Source organism: Sphingobacterium sp. R2, assembly GCF_040760075.1.
In the GTDB taxonomy this organism is placed as follows: domain Bacteria; phylum Bacteroidota; class Bacteroidia; order Sphingobacteriales; family Sphingobacteriaceae; genus Sphingobacterium.
Window position 1 is genome coordinate 784,625 of sequence record NZ_CP142884.1, and the last position, 18,692, is coordinate 803,316.

The 18,692-nt window shown below is 40.9% G+C and carries 16 protein-coding genes; 13 read left to right on the forward strand and 3 right to left on the reverse strand.

What is annotated here, in order from left to right:
• The first annotated feature begins 115 nt into the window (after positions 1 to 115).
• From uvrA to VXM68_RS03270, 5 genes are all read left to right on the forward strand, one after another.
• Positions 116 to 2,956: an excinuclease ABC subunit UvrA gene (uvrA, locus tag VXM68_RS03250; protein ID WP_310081437.1), complete on the forward strand. Its 2,841-nt coding sequence runs from the start codon at positions 116 to 118 to the stop codon at positions 2,954 to 2,956.
• A 301-nt stretch (positions 2,957 to 3,257) separates the two neighbouring features.
• A complete protein-coding gene (gene mutL, locus VXM68_RS03255) occupies positions 3,258 to 5,144 on the forward strand; it encodes a DNA mismatch repair endonuclease MutL (RefSeq protein WP_367210445.1) in 1,887 nt (628 codons plus the stop codon).
• A 12-nt stretch (positions 5,145 to 5,156) separates the two neighbouring features.
• Positions 5,157 to 5,843 (forward strand): rhomboid family intramembrane serine protease, encoded by a 687-nt coding sequence (locus tag VXM68_RS03260; protein WP_367210447.1) that lies wholly within the window; start codon positions 5,157 to 5,159, stop codon positions 5,841 to 5,843.
• Positions 5,844 to 5,854: 11 nt separating this feature from the next.
• Positions 5,855 to 6,733, forward strand: a complete 879-nt coding sequence (locus VXM68_RS03265) for a rhomboid family intramembrane serine protease (RefSeq protein WP_294185315.1) — start codon at positions 5,855 to 5,857, stop codon at positions 6,731 to 6,733.
• Positions 6,734 to 6,776: 43 nt separating this feature from the next.
• Entirely contained in the window at positions 6,777 to 7,841 is a 1,065-nt protein-coding gene (locus VXM68_RS03270) for an endonuclease/exonuclease/phosphatase family protein (RefSeq protein ID WP_294185314.1), read from the forward strand.
• Here VXM68_RS03270 and VXM68_RS03275 read toward each other — a convergent pair.
• Complete coding sequence (locus VXM68_RS03275) at positions 7,831 to 9,441, reverse strand: S41 family peptidase (protein WP_293957061.1); 1,611 nt, start codon at positions 9,439 to 9,441, stop codon at positions 7,831 to 7,833. The genes VXM68_RS03270 and VXM68_RS03275 overlap by 11 nt on opposite strands.
• 316 nt (positions 9,442 to 9,757) lie before the next feature.
• On the opposite strand from VXM68_RS03275, the gene VXM68_RS03280 reads away from it, so the two are divergent.
• From VXM68_RS03280 to VXM68_RS03300, 5 genes are all read left to right on the forward strand, one after another.
• Positions 9,758 to 10,327: a hypothetical protein gene (locus tag VXM68_RS03280; protein WP_293957062.1), complete on the forward strand. Its 570-nt coding sequence runs from the start codon at positions 9,758 to 9,760 to the stop codon at positions 10,325 to 10,327.
• Between the two features lie 129 nt (positions 10,328 to 10,456).
• Positions 10,457 to 11,854 (forward strand): class II fumarate hydratase, encoded by a 1,398-nt coding sequence (fumC, locus tag VXM68_RS03285; RefSeq protein WP_294185313.1) that lies wholly within the window; start codon positions 10,457 to 10,459, stop codon positions 11,852 to 11,854.
• Positions 11,855 to 11,857: 3 nt separating this feature from the next.
• Positions 11,858 to 12,391 (forward strand): fumarate hydratase, encoded by a 534-nt coding sequence (locus VXM68_RS03290; RefSeq protein ID WP_294348256.1) that lies wholly within the window; start codon positions 11,858 to 11,860, stop codon positions 12,389 to 12,391.
• 63 nt (positions 12,392 to 12,454) lie between these two features.
• A complete protein-coding gene (locus tag VXM68_RS03295; RefSeq protein WP_294348259.1) occupies positions 12,455 to 13,609 on the forward strand; it encodes an MFS transporter in 1,155 nt (384 codons plus the stop codon).
• Between the two features lie 15 nt (positions 13,610 to 13,624).
• Complete coding sequence (locus VXM68_RS03300; protein ID WP_293957067.1) at positions 13,625 to 14,626, forward strand: acyltransferase family protein; 1,002 nt, start codon at positions 13,625 to 13,627, stop codon at positions 14,624 to 14,626.
• A 21-nt stretch (positions 14,627 to 14,647) separates the two neighbouring features.
• Here VXM68_RS03300 and VXM68_RS03305 read toward each other — a convergent pair whose 3' ends face one another.
• Positions 14,648 to 15,112 carry a copper resistance protein NlpE gene (locus tag VXM68_RS03305; RefSeq protein WP_367210448.1) on the reverse strand — a complete coding sequence of 155 codons (465 nt, stop codon included), beginning with the start codon at positions 15,110 to 15,112 and terminating at the stop codon, positions 14,648 to 14,650.
• 197 nt (positions 15,113 to 15,309) lie between these two features.
• Complete coding sequence (locus VXM68_RS03310) at positions 15,310 to 15,684, reverse strand: DUF3127 domain-containing protein (protein ID WP_070570272.1); 375 nt, start codon at positions 15,682 to 15,684, stop codon at positions 15,310 to 15,312.
• 77 nt (positions 15,685 to 15,761) lie between these two features.
• Between VXM68_RS03310 and VXM68_RS03315 the strand changes: the two genes are divergently transcribed.
• The 3 genes from VXM68_RS03315 to VXM68_RS03325 all read left to right on the forward strand — a co-directional run bounded on the left by VXM68_RS03315 (position 15,762) and on the right by VXM68_RS03325 (position 18,603).
• A complete protein-coding gene (locus tag VXM68_RS03315; RefSeq protein WP_312362302.1) occupies positions 15,762 to 16,943 on the forward strand; it encodes a class I SAM-dependent RNA methyltransferase in 1,182 nt (393 codons plus the stop codon).
• Complete coding sequence (locus tag VXM68_RS03320) at positions 16,936 to 17,583, forward strand: HD domain-containing protein (protein ID WP_293957070.1); 648 nt, start codon at positions 16,936 to 16,938, stop codon at positions 17,581 to 17,583. Before VXM68_RS03315 ends, VXM68_RS03320 begins: the two co-directional genes overlap by 8 nt.
• Positions 17,584 to 17,835: 252 nt before the next feature.
• On the forward strand, positions 17,836 to 18,603 hold the full coding sequence (locus VXM68_RS03325) for a glycerophosphodiester phosphodiesterase family protein (protein WP_294185309.1): 768 nt from the start codon (positions 17,836 to 17,838) through the stop codon (positions 18,601 to 18,603).
• Positions 18,604 to 18,692 lie beyond the last annotated feature (89 nt).

The following is an 18,692-nucleotide window of genomic DNA, read 5'->3' on the forward strand; positions in this document are numbered from 1 at the left end:
ACTTGTATATCACATTTTATTCCAAAAGTCAGATCGGCTCGCATAATTCCTTTAAAATCTGTAATTTTGCATGTTTTGCATTTAATCCCTCACAAAGGGACCTTAAGGAGTTTTCATGGCAATAAAAAGAAGTCCAGATTTGGGCGAACAAAGTGAAGTTCAGGTATTTGGAGCGCGTGCGCACAATTTAAAAAATATAGATGTTTCTTTTCCAAGAAATGAATTGGTTGTAATTACAGGGCTAAGTGGAAGTGGAAAGTCATCGTTGGCTTTTGACACCATTTATGCCGAGGGGCAACGCCGCTATATGGAGACATTCAGTGCGTATAGCCGCCAGTTTTTGGGTGGTATGGAACGTCCGGATGTGGATAAGATATCGGGCTTAAGTCCGGTAATCTCCATTGAACAGAAAACCACCAGCAAGAACCCCAGGTCTACTGTTGGAACGATCACTGAGGTGTATGATTTTATGCGCTTACTTTTTGCCCGTGCTGGAGAAGCCTACTCTTATGTGACCGGAAAAAAGATGGAGCGCATGTCGGACGATCAGGTCATTGAACGTATTCTGACAGAATTTGAAGGACAGGCTTTAAATATCCTGGCACCTGTGGTCAAAGGACGTAAGGGGCATTATCGGGAATTGTTCGAACAAATCCGCAAGCAAGGTTATGTGAAGGTGCGTGTGGATGGGGAAATATTGGATCTTGTTCCAAAAATGCAGGTTGACCGGTATAAAATACACGATATTGAAATCGTAGTAGATCGTCTGAAAGTAGAGCGTGAAGATAAAAAGCGCTTACAGACTTCGGTCATGCAGGCGATGAAAACAGCAAAAGGAATCATCAAAGTATCTAACAAGGACAATCAGGAGCAATTTTATAGCCGGTACCTCATGGATGCGGAATCGGGTATTTCGTATGATGAGCCGCAACCAAATACGTTTTCATTCAATTCGCCTTATGGTGCTTGTCCCACGTGTGATGGTTTAGGCTATATTTTTGAAATTGATAAGCAAGCGGTTATTCCGGACAAAAAGCTAAGCATTCAAAAAGGCGGTTTAGCGCCTCTGGGGCCCACGCGTGAAAACTGGACTTCGGAAGTCTTGAAAGCTGTCGCTAAAAAATTGGATTTTACCATTTCCACGCCGCTTGAAAAGCTCAATGAAGCACAGATTGATCAGCTTTTGTTTGGAAATAAAGAAGAACCTATCGTTGTCACGGTTTCTTATGGCAGTTATGGCACGCGTGAATATCGCGTTGAATTTGAAGGCATCTTTAAGATGCTGGAGGAATTTTCGGGCAAATCGTCCGATGAAGCCCCTTCGTTAGATGATTTCAGAACAAAAGTTACCTGTCCGACCTGTGCGGGCGCACGATTGAAAAAAGAATCTTTACATTTCAAAATTGCCGATAAGAATATTCATGAACTTGCTACGATGGATATTACTTCCATCAAAGAATGGTTTGACCAGGTAGAAAGTAAACTTGACGAACGCCAGCTTATTATTGCAACAGAGATCTTAAAGGAAATCCGTGCGCGTTTGGGTTTCTTGCTGGATGTAGGCTTAAATTACCTGACCCTGGACCGTACAGCGAAGACGCTTTCAGGTGGTGAGGCACAACGCATTCGTTTGGCCACACAGATTGGTTCGCAATTAGTCAATGTACTTTACATTCTTGATGAGCCGAGTATCGGACTGCATCAGCGGGACAATGAGCGACTTATCAATGCACTTAAAAACCTACGCGATATTGGTAATTCGGTGCTTGTGGTAGAACATGATAAAGACATGATCCTACATGCCGACCATGTTATCGACATGGGACCTGCTGCGGGAGTTCATGGTGGTACGGTGGTTGCCGAAGGCACACCTAAGGAAATCTTAAAATCAGACTCCCTAACGGCAGCTTATCTCAACGGAACAAAAGCGGTAAAAATCCCTGAAAAACGGCGTACGGGCAATGGAAAAACATTGTCGTTACGAGGCGCAACAGGGCATAACTTGAAGAATCTTTCGGTCTCTTTTCCTTTAGGAAAGCTTATTGTGGTGTCCGGTGTTTCGGGTTCGGGCAAATCCAGCTTGATTACAGGCACGTTGTACCCGATTTTGAATAAACATTTTTTCAGGGCAAAAGCAACTCCACTTCCCTTCAAAAAAATTGAAGGGTTAGAACATATTGACAAAGTTATCGAGATCGATCAAAGTCCTATCGGTCGTACACCGCGATCTAACCCGTCAACGTACACAGGTGTATTCTCGGATATCAGAACCTTGTTTGTCCAGTTGCCTGAAGCAAAAATCAGGGGCTATAAGCCCGGGAGATTCTCCTTCAATGTGAAAGGTGGTCGTTGTGAAACCTGTCAGGGAGCCGGACTAAAGGTCATCGAGATGAATTTCCTTCCTGATGTACAGGTTCCTTGTGAAACCTGTCACGGAAAACGCTATAACCGAGAAACTTTGGAGGTACGCTATAAAGGAAAATCCATTTCCGATGTTCTCGATATGAGCATCAACGATGCGGTAGATTTCTTCGAAAATGTACCGAGTATCTACCGAAAGATTAAAACACTGCAGGATGTCGGTTTGGGTTACATCACCTTAGGTCAGTCGTCGACAACCTTATCGGGAGGTGAGGCTCAGCGGGTAAAATTGGCTACTGAACTTTCTAAAAAAGATACTGGAAATACATTTTATATCCTTGACGAACCGACTACCGGCCTTCACTTTGAAGATGTGAATGTACTGATGGGTGTTATCAATCGTTTAGTGGACCGTGGAAATACGGTATTGATCATCGAGCACAATCTTGATGTGGTTAAATCGGCAGACTGGGTCATTGATATTGGTCCTGAGGGTGGTAAAGAAGGGGGCCAGGTCTTATTTGAGGGAACGCCTGAAAACTTAATTAAAAATAATAAAAGCGAAACGGCACGTTTCTTAAAGCTGGAGATGTAATGTCGCTGGAGATGTGCTATCATTGAAACGGAGAACCCTTGTTTTTACTCCGAACATGGGTAATGCACGCCGTATCAGACCGCCGTTAAATTGTGCATAAGCAATTCAATAGCACATATGCAATAATTATGTCGGTTTTGCAGTTTGTTTTAGTATGCAATAAGGTATCATTTGCAGCCAGTTAATTGGTATAAGTGAGCGCTTTAAAGGCTTTTATTTTAAAGGAACAAGTGGAATGTCCATTTGATTTTCATCTGTGTTTATACGCTGTAAATATGGATATTTCGTAACTTTGTATTATATGTCGGATATTATTCAATTACTTCCAGATAATGTTGCTAATCAGATTGCGGCGGGAGAAGTGGTGCAGCGACCAGCGTCTGCCATTAAAGAATTGATTGAGAATGCTATTGATGCTGGAGCTGACAAAATAAAACTTATTGTTAAAGACGCAGGCAAGTCATTGATTCAGGTCATTGACAATGGCTGTGGCATGAGTGTGACTGATGCCCGCCTTTGCTTTGAACGGCACGCAACATCAAAAATTCGTAAGGCTGAAGACTTATTTGCAATCCGCACCATGGGTTTCCGCGGTGAAGCAATGGCATCCATTGCTGCGATAGCGCAGGTCGAACTCAAAACACGCCGCGTCGAAGATGAACTAGGGACAGTTGTTGAGATAGAAGGATCAAAAGTTGTCAACCAATACCCGGAAGCTGTTGCTGCCGGAACAAATATTTTAGTAAAAAATCTTTTTTACAATATTCCTGCACGGCGGAACTTCTTAAAGAGTAACTCCGTAGAAATGCGTCATATTATTGATGAATTTCAACGTATAGCCTTATCCAATCCACAGATTTTCCTGACCTTGCACAGCGACGGAAATGAAATTTATCATTTGCCCGCGGAGACGCTCAAACAGCGTGTTGTGCATATTTTCGGAAACAATTACAATCAGCGCCTTGTTCCTGTCGAAGAGGATACATCCATCATCAAGGTAGAAGGTTTTGTCGGGAAACCCGAGTTTGCAAAGAAGACTCGTGGTGAACAGTTTTTCTTTGTCAACAAACGCTTTGTACGTGATCCTTATCTTCATCATGCTGTGATGAATGCTTATGAGGATATTTTACAAGCCGAAACATTCCCTTTCTATGTCTTATTTATCGACATAGATCCTGCGCGAATCGATATTAATGTACACCCTACAAAGACCGAAATCAAGTATGAAGACGATAAGGCCATTTACGCCATTATACGGTCTGCAGTAAAAAGGTCACTGGGGCGGTACAACATCATGCCTTCGCTGGATTTTGAACAGGAAACAAGTTTCACCAACCTGATTACCAAAAAGGCCTTGGATGAAATTATTATTCCAACAGTAACGTTCAATCCGGATTTTAACCCGTTTGATACGGACAAATCAAAATCCAATTCGAGCTATACCCGATCAGAAAGCTATGCGGAAGGACTTACCAAGAAAACGGGCGGGATTCCGAGCAATTGGGATTCCCTCTATCAAATCGTCGAAAAAGAAGAGTCCGTTCAACTACCTCTGCATAGAAAATCTGAGTTAGATGACGATGGTCCACAGGTTATTCAAGTCGAAGATAAATCATCATCGAAGCTCTTTTTCCAGCTGCATAATAAATATATTGTTTCCCAGATTCACTCTGGATTTATTCTGATCGATCAGCAGGCTGCGCACGAACGTATTCTTTTTGAACAGTTTCTTACACAGCTGGATCAACATAGAGGTCTGAGTCAGCAGAGTTTATTTCCGCAGACGTTAGATCTGCATGCCGCAGATAATGAATTGATGAAAGATCTCCTGGAGGACATCAATGGTTTGGGCTTTCAAATTCGGGAATTTGGAAAAAATTCCTATATTATTGACGGAATTCCAGCCGATTTAGGGACAGGATTCGATGAAATAAAGATGATTGAGAAAATATTGGAAGATTATAAAAACAATCAATCTGAGTATAAGCTCGCTAAGCGAGAAAATCTTGCCAAGAGCCTTGCCCGTAATGCGGCCATTAAACCTGGTACCGCGTTGGACAATACAGCAATGGCAGAGCTTGTGGACAGACTGTTTGCTTGTCACTCACCCAATATCTCCATCTATGGCAACCCCGTAATTGTAACATTTACATTGCAAGAATTAGCGGAAAAATTTGGCAAAAATTAGAAGATAAAATATATGTTTCCACAATTGACACCTGTTATCAAGAATTTATTGATCATCAATATCATATTTTATATTGGATCACAACTTGTACCTGTAGCATATGATTATCTTACGGTCTATTATCCGGACTCCCCTTATTTTAAAATCTGGCAGGTGATCACGCATATGTTTATGCACGACAAGAAAGATATTAGCCATATTTTCTTCAATATGTTTTCGCTGGTCATGTTTGGACCAATGATTGAGCAGGTACTTGGATCGAAACGTTTTTTAAATTTCTACCTGGTTTCAGGAATTGGTGCCTGGTTTCTTTATACAGCTGTAAATGGTATACAACTCTATAATGCGACAGGTTCATTTGCTCCACTTCATGGCGTAAGCGGGAACGAACTTATTGCCATGGCCAATACCGGAAATAATGAAGCACTAACCTACCTCATTCCGATGTTGGGGGCCTCAGGAGCTATTTATGGTGTTCTATTGGCATTTGCCTACCTTTTTCCAAACATACCGCTTCAATTTTTGTTTATTCCTGTACCAGTCAAAGCGAAGTACATGATCGGTGGATTTATCCTTATCGAAATCTATATGAGCCTGTCGCGGCCCGGAGATTCTGTGGCTCACCTGGCTCACGTCGGAGGAGCACTATTTGGCTATCTACTCCTTAAACTCTGGAAGGTTAGAAAGGGAATTTATTAATATCGTGCGAAATGAATAACATCGGGCTAAAAGATTTTTGGAGACAAACCTATAAAACTGGATCACCAGTACCGTTAGTAATTAGTATTCAGGCGTGTTTGTTTGTCCTCATCTATTTTTTGGATCTACTCTTTGAATTAAAGATCGTTTCGCAAAGCTTTCTGGAACCTTTAGTGAGAGGAATGAGCCTACCAAGTAGTTTTTCGCGTTTTCTCGAACAGCCATGGTCTTTGTTTACATCAAATTTTGTGTATGTAAAACTTTGGACTATACTCTTCGAAAGCTTATGGCTCTATTGGGTCGGTCAGATTTTTTTTACTTTCTTAAACAAAAGGCAGTTTTTATTTATTTATATCACCTCTTGGCTATTCGGCGGTATCCTCTACGTGGGATTCGGATCGCTTCTTCCGATGTCCAGCGATTTACAGCTCATGGGCGGATCGCTCCCTCTGGCAGCGGTATTGGCGGCTATTGTCACGTTAGTTCCCAAGTACGAATTACGTTTACTGCTTATTGGTAATATCAAATTAAAATTAATAGCCATCATTTATTTTGGGTTGGAATTCCTGGCCCTCACCCTGACAAACCGTCCCGCGGCCATTTCCTATTTTGCGGTTATTTTGTTTGGAATGGGATTCACCTATGCATTAAAATCGGGGATGGACTGGTCCACAATATTCCAGAAAAAGCAAAATAAGCCTGCAAAAATGAAAGTTGTTGTAGGCAACAACATACAGACAAATCGGAAACATCGTTATGACCTGCCCAATCAGGCCGAAATCGATGCCATTTTAGATAAAATTTCTGTTTCTGGCTACGACAGTCTAACGAATCCCGAAAAAGAAACGCTCTTTAGGGCAAGCAACAGTGGTGATAAGGTTGATGGATAGAAGGACATTTTTAAGGAGAAAACTGGGGTTTATAAGTAAAACAATGTTCCTGGCAAATATGCTTGCGATCATTGCCCTGCTGATGAGCTATTCAGCGACTTTCATCAATCCTAAATCTTTTTGGCCTATTGCCTTTATGGGACTAGGCTACCTCCCTATACTTGTTATTAATATTGGCTTTATCTGCTATTGGCTGCTCCGTAAGCGAAAAATTGCATTTTATTCACTCGTGACGATCCTGATTGGATGGCCTTATCTAACTAAACACTGGAACATTCGCAAAGAGAATGCCCCTGTCTCGTCGGAAACGCGTACGCTGCGCATCATGACCTTCAATGCACATTTATTCAAAAAGGTAAACGATGAGAAAAAAAACTTTAAAGCCGATGTTGTTCGCATTATCGACAGTATATCTCCCGATGTGATCTGCTTTCAGGAATATATTAGTAAAATTAAAGGAAAGCATGTTTTTTCGGAAGAGTTTAAAGACAAGCTCGGCTACGATTACTTTTTCTTCGAACCTAGCTCTAAAAATGATTACGAGGCCTATGGAATGGCTGTCCTTTCACGATTCCCGATTTATGATTCAGGCACTATAAGAGACAACGATTACGGGATCAATCGAATCAGTTATGTCGATGTCAAAAAACAGGATACTTTGATTCGCCTCTACAATATACATCTCCGTTCTTTTGCACTTCAAAATGAAGACAAAGAGTTCATTCAGAATTTATCCAATACTAATGAGTTGGATAATTCAAGAACACGTAGACTGAGTCGCAAACTGAAGAATGCATTCGAACTGCGGAGTGAACAGGCACATTCATTAAAGAAGCATATGAATGAATGTCAATATCCTTATATTGCCGTAGGTGATTTCAATGATACGCCGATGAGCTACTCGGTCAATCTGATTGGAGATGGTATGTACAATGCATTTAAGGAGAAAGGTAATGGCTGGGGCGTGACGCATCATTCCCTTTTACCGATCTTTCAGATTGATTATATTTTTGCAAGCCAGAAATTTCAGGTGATGAACTATCAGATCGTCAAAAAGAAATTATCAGATCACTATCCGGTATGGGCTGATCTTAGACTTAAACCTTAGGCATTTGATACCCTAATGTTTTAAGCCCTATTTCGATAAATTTATCTCTTCTATTTTTGATTTTATAGTAGGCTTCACGGCCAAAATAATAGCGTCCTACTAATGCTTCGATATCGGATTGAATGATATCATGTAAATTTGCAGCTTCTCTGGACGTTACCGAAATACGCTTTTGGCTATTGAGATATGAAATAAATAGATCAAATTCTGCCGCAGGCAAATGGTAGCCACTTATAAAATTCTCGATAGAATACGCGGGCAGATGTTTTGTGAATCGATCATAAACGAACTCTTCGATTGCATTGGAATGAAAGATCTCGCGGTATTTGGCACTGGTCTCATTGGTATCAATCGGGATGGTCACATCGGGAAGAATACCGCCACCACCAAACACAAGCTTTCCTTTGCTGGTTGTAAACATTTCTTTTTGACTAAATTCGGTATCCATTGTCCAAAGATCGAAGCCTGTCATGTATTTTGCTGCATCAAAATTGGCACGTGTATATTTTCGTTGAATACATCTTCCAAGCGGCGTATAGTAACGTGCCACGGTCAAATTGATTGCCGAACCGTCTGAAAAATCAAATTGCTCTTGTACCAATCCTTTGCCATACGACCTACGTCCGACAATTGTTGCACGATCCAGGTCTTGAAGAGCGCCGCTCACAATTTCGCTTGCTGAGGCAGTGCTTTCGTTGATCAGCACAATGACACGGCCATCGCCAAACTCGCCAGGCTTTTCGGAATAGAAATCCTGACGTGGCTCATTGGCTCCTTCGGTATACATCAGGAGTCTTTTTTCCTGAAAAAATTGACCCGCTAGATCAATTGCCGTGTGCACAAACCCACCACCATTATTACGTAAATCTAAAATAAGATCTTGCGCTCCACTTTTTCGTAAGTCAATGAGTGACTGCCTGAATTCGTCTGCCGTCTTATGTCCAAACCTCCGAATTTTAACATAAGCTGTTTTTGGAGCGATCATATAGGATGCATCTAAGCTCGAAACATTGACCTGATCACGAATCACTTTTATTGGATTGCTCAATACCACTCCATTACGCTGAATGGAAATCAATACCGCTGTTCCTTTCTTTCCACGGATCAGTTTTTCTATTTCGTTTTCGGTCACTTTTCTTCCGACAAGGTCGTTATTTCCGATCTTTAAAATGCGGTCACCAATACGCATTCCTGCTTTCTCAGCAGGCCCTGCAGCAACCATCCCAACGACGAGCAGGGTATCTTTCAAGCGAAAATACTCTACTCCAATACCGTCAAATGTTCCTTCAAGGGTCTCCTGCTTGGCCTGTACTTGATTTGGTTTCAAAAATGTGGAAAAAGGGTCTAAGCGGGAAACTACATGCTCAATGGCTTCGTCCTGAACGGTATCTATACTGACGTTATCGACATAATTTTCAGCAATTAATTGAATGAGATATTGCAGTTTATCCGAATTTCCGTTGGAGCGTAAACTTGAAAAGGTTGTTTTTTGGTTACTTCCTTGCTCTTCAGCATAATTTTGTCCCAACAGCAAGCCGAGAAGCAATACTGCAGCATATGTAGCGGCTACAAAAATATTTCTTTTAATACTTTTTTGCATGGGAAATCTTCCTGAATTATCGAAGAAAAGAAAAATTATTCAACATTCATTACCTGATCAAAAATAATAAGTTTATTCGGTTAAACGAGTACGTGAACCATATTTTTACATTAAAAATTAAAAATCCATTCTGTGGTTTAGAACAGCCTGTCAGTGCCATGCGTCCGTTCAATTCCATCCCGACAAACTTTCGATGAATCGAAGAGCAAGCCGTAGGACTTTTCCGATCTTTTGCTCAAAACAGTATTATGCCTCAATTTAACTTGCAAATCCGCGTAAATTTATCTTAGTTTGAGTGGAAAAAGATTCAACTGGTATGCACGAAATCGAACCTTATTACAATTGGCGGGATTATTACATTGCCGCTGAAGATGAACAATCGCCCTTCTATGGCACGATCTATAGTGAATTCGATTTTGATAAACAGGTCTATAATTTTCTCCTGCATCCGCAATGGGATGAATTTGGTTCGCTTACTTTATATTTAAAAATACTGTTTGTCGACTATGAGAAACACTATTGCATTATCGAACTGATTGGTGAATGGAATGATGCCATCTACAATGATATTATGTTATTCAAGCGAGAAATTATTGATGTATTGATCAGTCAGGGTATCAAATATTTTATTGTAATCGGCGAGAATGTACTGAATTTTCATGCTTCAGACGACTCATACTATGAGGAATGGTTTCAGGATATTGAGGATGGCTGGATTGCAGGCATTGGTTTCCGTGAACATGTGATCGAAGAGTTCCAACAACAGAATATAGATTATTACATTAATTTTGGTGGTGGCTTGAATACGCTTGCTTGGCGAACATTAAAGCCGAAACAGGTATTCTATCATGTGAATGAATCCTTGACAAAACGGCTTGGTTTTTAAGATCTGCCTATTGGGAGTATTATTATTAATCCTTGTTCTTTACTGTATTATCCTGTAACTTTGTGATTGATGTATGATGTGCTTGGCGCATGTACTTTTAATTTTACGTTTTATTTATACTTACATACTATGTCATTCAGAATTGAAAAAGACACGATGGGTGAAGTTCAAGTACCTGCAGACAAATACTGGGGTGCACAGACAGAGCGTTCACGCAACAACTTTAAAATTGGACCGGCAGCGTCTATGCCACAAGAAATCGTCGCAGGCTTTGCCTATTTAAAGAAAGCAGCCGCTTATGCTAATCACGAGCTGGGTGTATTATCTGTGGAGAAACGTGATGCAATTGCTGCAGTATGTGATGAAATCTTAGCGGGCAAATTGGATGATCAATTTCCATTGGTTATCTGGCAGACAGGTTCGGGCACGCAATCCAATATGAACGTGAATGAAGTTGTGGCAAACCGTGCGCAAGTGCTGGCTGGACATAAAATCGGTGAGGGCGAGCCTGTGTTAAAAGCAAATGATGACGTAAACAAATCACAATCATCGAATGACACTTTCCCTACCGGAATGCATATCGCAGCTTACAAAGCTGTGGCAGAAGTGACCATTCCAGGCGTAGAAAAATTGCGTGACACCTTGGCTAAAAAAGCGGAGGAGTTTAAAAATGTTGTAAAAATTGGCCGTACACACTTAATGGATGCTACTCCGTTGACGCTAGGTCAGGAGATTTCAGGTTATGTTGCTCAATTGAACCATGGTCTGAAAGCTTTGAGAAATACACTTTCGCATTTGTCTGAACTTGCACTGGGAGGTACTGCTGTAGGTACAGGATTAAATACACCAAAGGGCTATGATGTTGTCGTTGCTAAATATATCGCTGAATTTACCGGCCTACCTTTCGTCACTGCTGAAAACAAATTCGAGGCTTTGGCTGCTCACGACGCAATTGTTGAAACACATGGTGCATTGAAGCAATTGGCTGTAGCCTTAAATAAAATAGCAAATGACATCCGTATGTTGGCTTCTGGCCCACGCTCTGGTATCGGTGAAATCTTGATCCCTGAGAACGAACCAGGATCATCCATTATGCCAGGTAAAGTTAATCCGACACAATGTGAAGCCTTGACGATGGTGGCGGCACAAGTAATGGGTAATGATGTTGCGATCACCATTGGTGGAACACAGGGCCATTATGAGCTGAACGTGTTTAAACCATTGATGGCAGCAAACTTCTTACAGTCTGCTCGCCTATTGGGTGATGCTTGTGTTTCATTTGAAGAGCACTGTGCTGCAGGTATTGAGCCGAATTACAAACGCATCAAAGAATTGGTAGACAACTCATTGATGTTAGTAACAGCGCTAAACACAAAAATTGGTTACTACAAATCAGCAGAAATCGCGCAAACAGCACATAAAAATGGGACTACGCTTAAAGAAGAAGCCGTACGCCTGGGTTATGTGACTCCTGAAGACTTTGATGCTTGGGTTAAACCAGAAGATATGGTTGGAAGTTTAAAATAAGCTGTGAATTTTATTTCAATAAAAAATATACAAACGAAGACATACCTATTGGCATTTGCCATAGGTATGTTTTTCTTTTGTACAGCCTGCAAATTCAATTCAGATATGCAGAGCGAAGGCGCGCCCTTTTTACAGGGAGAATGGGTCCAAGACAGTATTCCAGGACAACAGCAGATGATGCAATATACTTTGACCGATTTCAAGTTTACCTGTGATTCTGTTTACGCGACAATGCACGTCAACAATAAAGTACAGACAATACCGGATAGCTGTTACAAAGATGGATCCTGGACAGAACATGCAAAGGGTATTTATGTTTTGCGTGGGGACTCTATCCTTGTCGATGGTATTTATACCAAAGAAAATGGCAAGCAAAAGATTTCTGGCTGTTATCTTTCCGGCCAGTATATCCCCCGCTTTAAAGTCGTTTATCATGCTGCTGATTCGGTCGTACTGGAAAGCAGGTTAGATCAACGTCAAATCATCTTAAGAAAAACTAAAAATATTACCTGTGTCCCTCAAAAAAGGTATCAGTAGTTTTTAGTACAATCTATTTATTATCTTCGTACCATTATCGTACAACCTCAACCTTAAAACACAATGAACAAAGGAATTATTTCTTTGGCATTTGGCGGGCTCGCCATCGGAATGACCGAATTCACGATGATGGGGATTTTGCCGGATATTGCCCAAGATCTTCGTATTGAGATCCCTACAGCCGCCCATCTGATTGCACTCTATGCATTAGGTGTCGTTGTCGGTGCCCCCACATTAGTGCTATTTACGGGAAAATATCCTCCAAAGAAGGTATTGCTGTTCTTAATGCTGCTGTTTTTTATTTTCAATGGCCTTTTTAGTATCGCACCGGGACAGTTTTTGATCAGCCTCTCCCGCTTCATGGCAGGGCTTCCGCACGGTGCATTTTTTGGTGTTGGGTCTGTTGTTGCTGCTCGCTTGGCGCCGAAAGGAAAAGAAGCCCAGGCCATATCCATTATGTTTACAGGAATGACCATTGCCAATTTGGCTGGAGTACCGCTAGGAACCTATCTCGGTCATCATTATTCATGGCGGTTGACCTATGGAATTATCAGTATATTGGGTTTAATCACTTTTGCAGCAATATATGCTTGGATGCCAAAAATTGAAGCTTCCAAGGGGAATAACATCTTTAGTCAGCTCAACTTCTTCAACAAAAAAATTGCCTGGCTATTAATGGCTATTATCGCCATCGGCACCGGTGGACTTTTTGCCTGGATCAGTTACATCGCCCCTTTGGTGACCAATGTATCGGGTATCGCTGCTGATCGTGTGCCACTGATTATGATCCTGATCGGTGTTGGTATGTTTTTCGGGAATCTTATCGGTGGAAAATTGGCGGATACAATCTCCCCAACCAAAGCTGCGATTGCTAGTTTTTCCGCCATGGCGCTATGCCTTGTGATGGTTTACTTTATTTCGCCATTGGGCTGGACAGCCTATCCACTGGCCTTTATTACCGGACTGGTGTCCTTCACTATTGGTTCGCCGACACAACTGATGTTAATTCGCGCTTCAAAAGAAGCGGCAACACTGGCTGCGGCAGGTGGTCAGGCCGCCTTTAACCTTGGCAATACCTTAGGTGCATTTTTAGGTGGAATTCCAATAACCTTGGGTTTAGCTTATAACACACCGTCGCTTGTTGGTGTGGGGATGGCGAGCATTGGTGCACTCTTAACCCTGTTATATTTGAAAGTATACGACAGTAAAAGTCAATAAAAATAGCATAATCAAATGGCGCGAACCAGTTATATCAGTGTACTTCGTATTGTTGCGATATTCCTCGTTATCTTGATTCATTCCTCTTCGGGCTACCTAAACAGCAACGAATTTGAGTCATTCGACTGGAGTTATGCCAATTGGCTCAATAGCTTCTCGCGCTTTGCAGTACCCCTATTTGTCATCATCTCAGGCGCACTGCTGCTACAGAAAGACGAAAGCACGGGACAGTTTTACCGAAAACGTCTGTTAAAAATTGTCCCGCCTTTTCTTTTTTGGACTGTCGTTTATCTTGTCTATTATTTCATTCGTTACATTGATTTTAACTATATCGGTTTTCCACAAGTTATTAACATTGTGTTAATTCGCTTAAAGTCAGGAACGAATGCACACCTTTGGTATCTATATATGATACTTGGGCTCTACCTTGCAGTGCCATTTATCCGTAAAATTGTGGGCAACTGCAGTAAAAGAGAGCTTGAGATCTTTTTGGGGTTGTGGTTTGCAGCGTTATTTTTCATGAATAAATGGTTTAATAGTGTCCTACCTAATTTTGATCTGACTTTTTTCTCGGGCTATATGGGGTATTTGGTCTTAGGTCATTATCTGCGCAATTACCCGGTTGGGATGGCAAAATTGTCGAGTTTTACATTTTTTCTGGTATGCTGTCTGACAACTACTGCAGGAACATATTATCTGAGTGTATCACGAGGGGAATTTGATCCGACACTCTACAATTATCTTTCGCCGAATATTGCCTTAAGCGCCGGCTTTTTATTTATTTTCGTTCAACGCCTTAAACTCCCAGAACAACTCAACGCCTTCTGGGAATTTATCGACATTCACAGCTTTGGCATTTACTTATGCCATATTTTATTGCTGAATTATATCCATCCGCTGCTTCCGTTGTCCACGATGTGGAAGATACCGGCTGCAACGGTGATCACGCTATTGGCAAGTGCTTTATTGACCTACCTATTACGGAAAGTTCCGTATGGCAAGTATGTCAGTGGCTAAGTCAAGCAACGGAGTTTTGTTTTATAATTTTTCTCCTTCAACCTTATTGTAAACATAAAGATGTGCGTTGGGACCATCGATTTCATGACCTTCCTGATCCAGTCCGATCAGCTTATTTTCCCCTACCTTTAATTTTATATTGGTTTCTTTCCCTGTGAGATGAACAACTGCCCCGTTGTCGTGCCACATGACTTTGCCAGTATCTTCAACCTTGGTATTTTTATTAATATATTCACTCACAATGGTGAATGTGTTGTTACTTTTTAAGGTAATGTTGGTTTTGATTCCTTCACAGTCGGCACAGGGAATAGTAGCTTCGTAGGTACCCGGCCAATCCAGCGAATTTTGCGATGTATGGGCATTATCTGCTGCCGCAGTCTCATGTGTAACAGAATCTGCAGCTGTATGCTGACTATTTTTTGAGGTTTGATTGCAAGCACTTAGCGAAATCGCTGCTAAGCAAAAATAGAATACGGGTAATTTCATAGCTGTTATTTTTTGATTTAAAAACATCCAACAGCAAGCAATTTCAGCGCCAAGAAAACTAGCGGTTGGTATTGGGCTATCTATATGATAAAAAAGGCTTCTTGAAGAAGCCTTTTTTATTGTAAATAACTGTATTGCTTACAGTTTAAATAATCTATTTTAACGCTACCGCGGGTATTGCATAAATCCTATTCCGATTAGAATGGTAGATCATCGTCATCTGATGAACCAGCTAAATCTACAGGAGCAGGCATATCTGCGTAACCTGGGGAAGAAGGTGCTGGAGCAGCATTACCCAATTTTGTTACACGCCATGCAACCAATGAGTTAAAATAAGTTGTTACGCCATCTTTATTCGTCCAGGGACGACCACGAAGATTAAAAGATACTTCTACCTCTTCACCAATCGCTAAGTTATCAAAGATTGACGTTCTGTCTTGTGTAGCTTCAAAACGGATGTACTCAACAAATTGTGGGTTTTCGGCATAAGCTACAATCATATCGCGTTTTTTGAATGATTCTGTCACTTGTTGTGTCGCTCCTATCTCGTGTACTTTTCCTCTAATTTCCATAATCAAAAAAATAAATATTAAAGCGTAAAATTAAGCAATTTTTGAGGAAGAGTTTAATTAACTTTGTACAAAATATGATGGAAGTTTTCAACACCCCCAATAAAGTTATTATAACGTGCAATAAGCGCTTATCACCTTATTTGCAGCAGGAAGTTAAAGAGTTAGGTTTTGACATTGTCAGGGCATTTCCTACAGGAGTAGAGTTAAAGGTTAGTATAAATGATACGATCAAGCTGAATCTGAACCTACGTACAGCATCGCAAATTTTGTATTCGTTAAAAGAGTTTACATCCAATAATCCTACGGAGCTTTATGAACAATTAAGTCAAATTGCCTGGGAAGAACTCATTCAATTTGACGGATACTTCTCGGTCAGCTCCAATGTGGACAATGAAACAATCAGCACACCTTTATTTGCAAACGTAAAGGTTAAAGATGCTATCGTGGACCGCATCAAGGAAAAAAAGGGTATGCGTCCTAATTCAGGTCCAGACAACAATAAAGCTGTTGTACACCTGTATTGGAAAGATGACCGCGCAGAAATTTTTATCGATACTTCCGGTGAGACCCTAGCAAAACATGGTTATCGCAAGATCCCTGGAAAAGCGCCTATGCTGGAAGCTCTTGCAGCCTCAACAATTATGGCATCCAAATGGGATGGAAATGCGCCATTTGTGAACCCGATGTGCGGTTCTGGAACGTTAGCAATCGAAGCCGCTCTGATTGCAACAAACAGGAAACCGGGTTTGCTGCGCATGAATTACTCTTTTATGCATTTCATCGGTTATGATGAAACTGTTTTCTTCCAAGAGCGCAGACTACTGAAAGATCAGATCAATAAAAAAGCGGCCCCACAAATTATTGCTAGTGATATTTCGGAAGAGGCGATCAATGTTTCCAAGATGAATGCCAGGACTGCCGGCGTGGAACAATTAATTTCATTTGAAGTATGCGATTTTGCCGAAACACACGTTCCTAAAGAGGAAGGTGGCGTTATTTTATTCAATCCTGAATACGGTGAACGCCTAGGCACGCACAGCAAACTGGAAATTACCTACAAGCGTATGGGGGATTTCATGAAGCAGGAGTGCAAAGGGTATAGAGGCTATATATTTACAGGGAATCCAGATTTGGCAAAGAAAATTGGGCTGCGTGCATCCCGAAGGATAGAGTTTTATAATGGTAAATTAGATTGTAGATTATTAGAATACGAATTATACGAGGGTACTCGCGAAAAAACAAAAGTATTGTATGAATAACATTATTGAGCGCACAGTAGCATTTGTGCAAGACCGATTGAAATTTGCAGAAGCAGGCCACGATTGGTCGCATATTCAACGCGTATGGAACAATACGAAGTTAATTTTAGAAAATGAAACGGCAGATGTCATGGTCTGCGAATTGGCCGCGCTATTACATGACATCGCTGACAGTAAATTTCATGATGGCGACGAAACTGTAGGCCCTCGTGTTGCCGGAGAGTTTTTGGCAAGTCTAGAAATTTCGCCTGAGATCATTGACCATGTTAAAAAAATTATCTTCAACATGTCTTTTAAAGCAAGCTTAGGCGAAGTGTCATTCCATTCGAAAGAGATGGAGATCGTACAAGATGCGGATCGCCTGGATGCCATCGGAGCCATTGGTATTGCCCGCGCATTCAGCTTTGGCGGAAACAAGGGACGTGAGATGTATAACCCTAACATTCCCGTACAGGAATATAAGGATAAAGAGGCGTACAAACATTCGGAAGCTCCTACAATCAATCACTTCTACGAAAAACTCTTATTGCTAAAGGATAAGATGAATACAGAGGCTGCGAAGAAAATAGCAGCACATCGCCACGATTATATGCTCAGCTTTCTAGATGAGTTTATAGCCGAATGGAATGGTAAAAAATAAATTACACTTAACAATTACTAAATATAAAAGTGGTACTTTAGATCTTGTACATCGAGATAAAAAGTACCACTTTTTGCTTTCTATAACGTCAGCTTTAGAAATTATTCGCAAGAAATAATAATATGATCAGTGGTGCTCTTATGCGGTTTAGCTTATAAGCTTCAAGATTAATTGTTCAAAAACAGGAATAAATAAACGGGTGAAACGGATAATTTATACCGTTTAAAACAAACACTCATACATAATTATAGCATGAAAAAACATATTTTTAGCTGCCTTACGCTAGCCATGGTGATCTCATCTTCGGCATTATTTGCACAAACTAAAGCCATTGCGCATCGTGGCGTATGGAAAAACAGCCACCTTCCCCAAAATTCAATTGCATCGTTAACTGCTGCTCACGATCTCAAGCTTTTTGGGTCCGAGTTTGATGTGCATCTGACCAAAGACAACATATTGGTTGTCAACCATGACAATGATTTCTATGGTATCGATATTGCTACAGCAACATACAAGGAACTTTTGGAGAAGAAGCATCCTAACGGTGAATCTATTCCCACTTTGGAAGAATATCTTAACGCCGGAAAAAAATTGAAGGGTTTACGTCTTATCCTTGAATTAAAAATTAATAAACTCGGCGTCGAGCGTACGCTTGAAGCGACCGCAAAAACAGTGGAAATGGTCAAAAAATTAAAGGCGGAGAAAGTCACCGACTATATTTCCTTTAGCTTGGAGGCTTGTCAAAAGATTCACGAACTCGCTCCCAAAGCCAATATCCAATACCTTACGGGCGACAAATCTCCAGCTGAGGTGAAGGCTGCTGGAATAAATGGATTGGATTATCACTTTTCGGTTTTCAAAAAGAATGGCACTTGGTTAAAAGATGCGCATCAGCTTGGTATGAAAGTGAACGCATGGACAGTAAATACTGCTGAGGAGATGACCAATTTAATCAATCAGAATATTGATTTTATTACAACGGATGAGCCTGAATTGTTACTCCGCATATTAAAGAAATAAGAATGCTTTAACATAGTTATGCCCCACAATCAGCCGAATAATTAAAAAGGTTGACATCGTGGTCATTAACAAATCACCAACATTTAAAA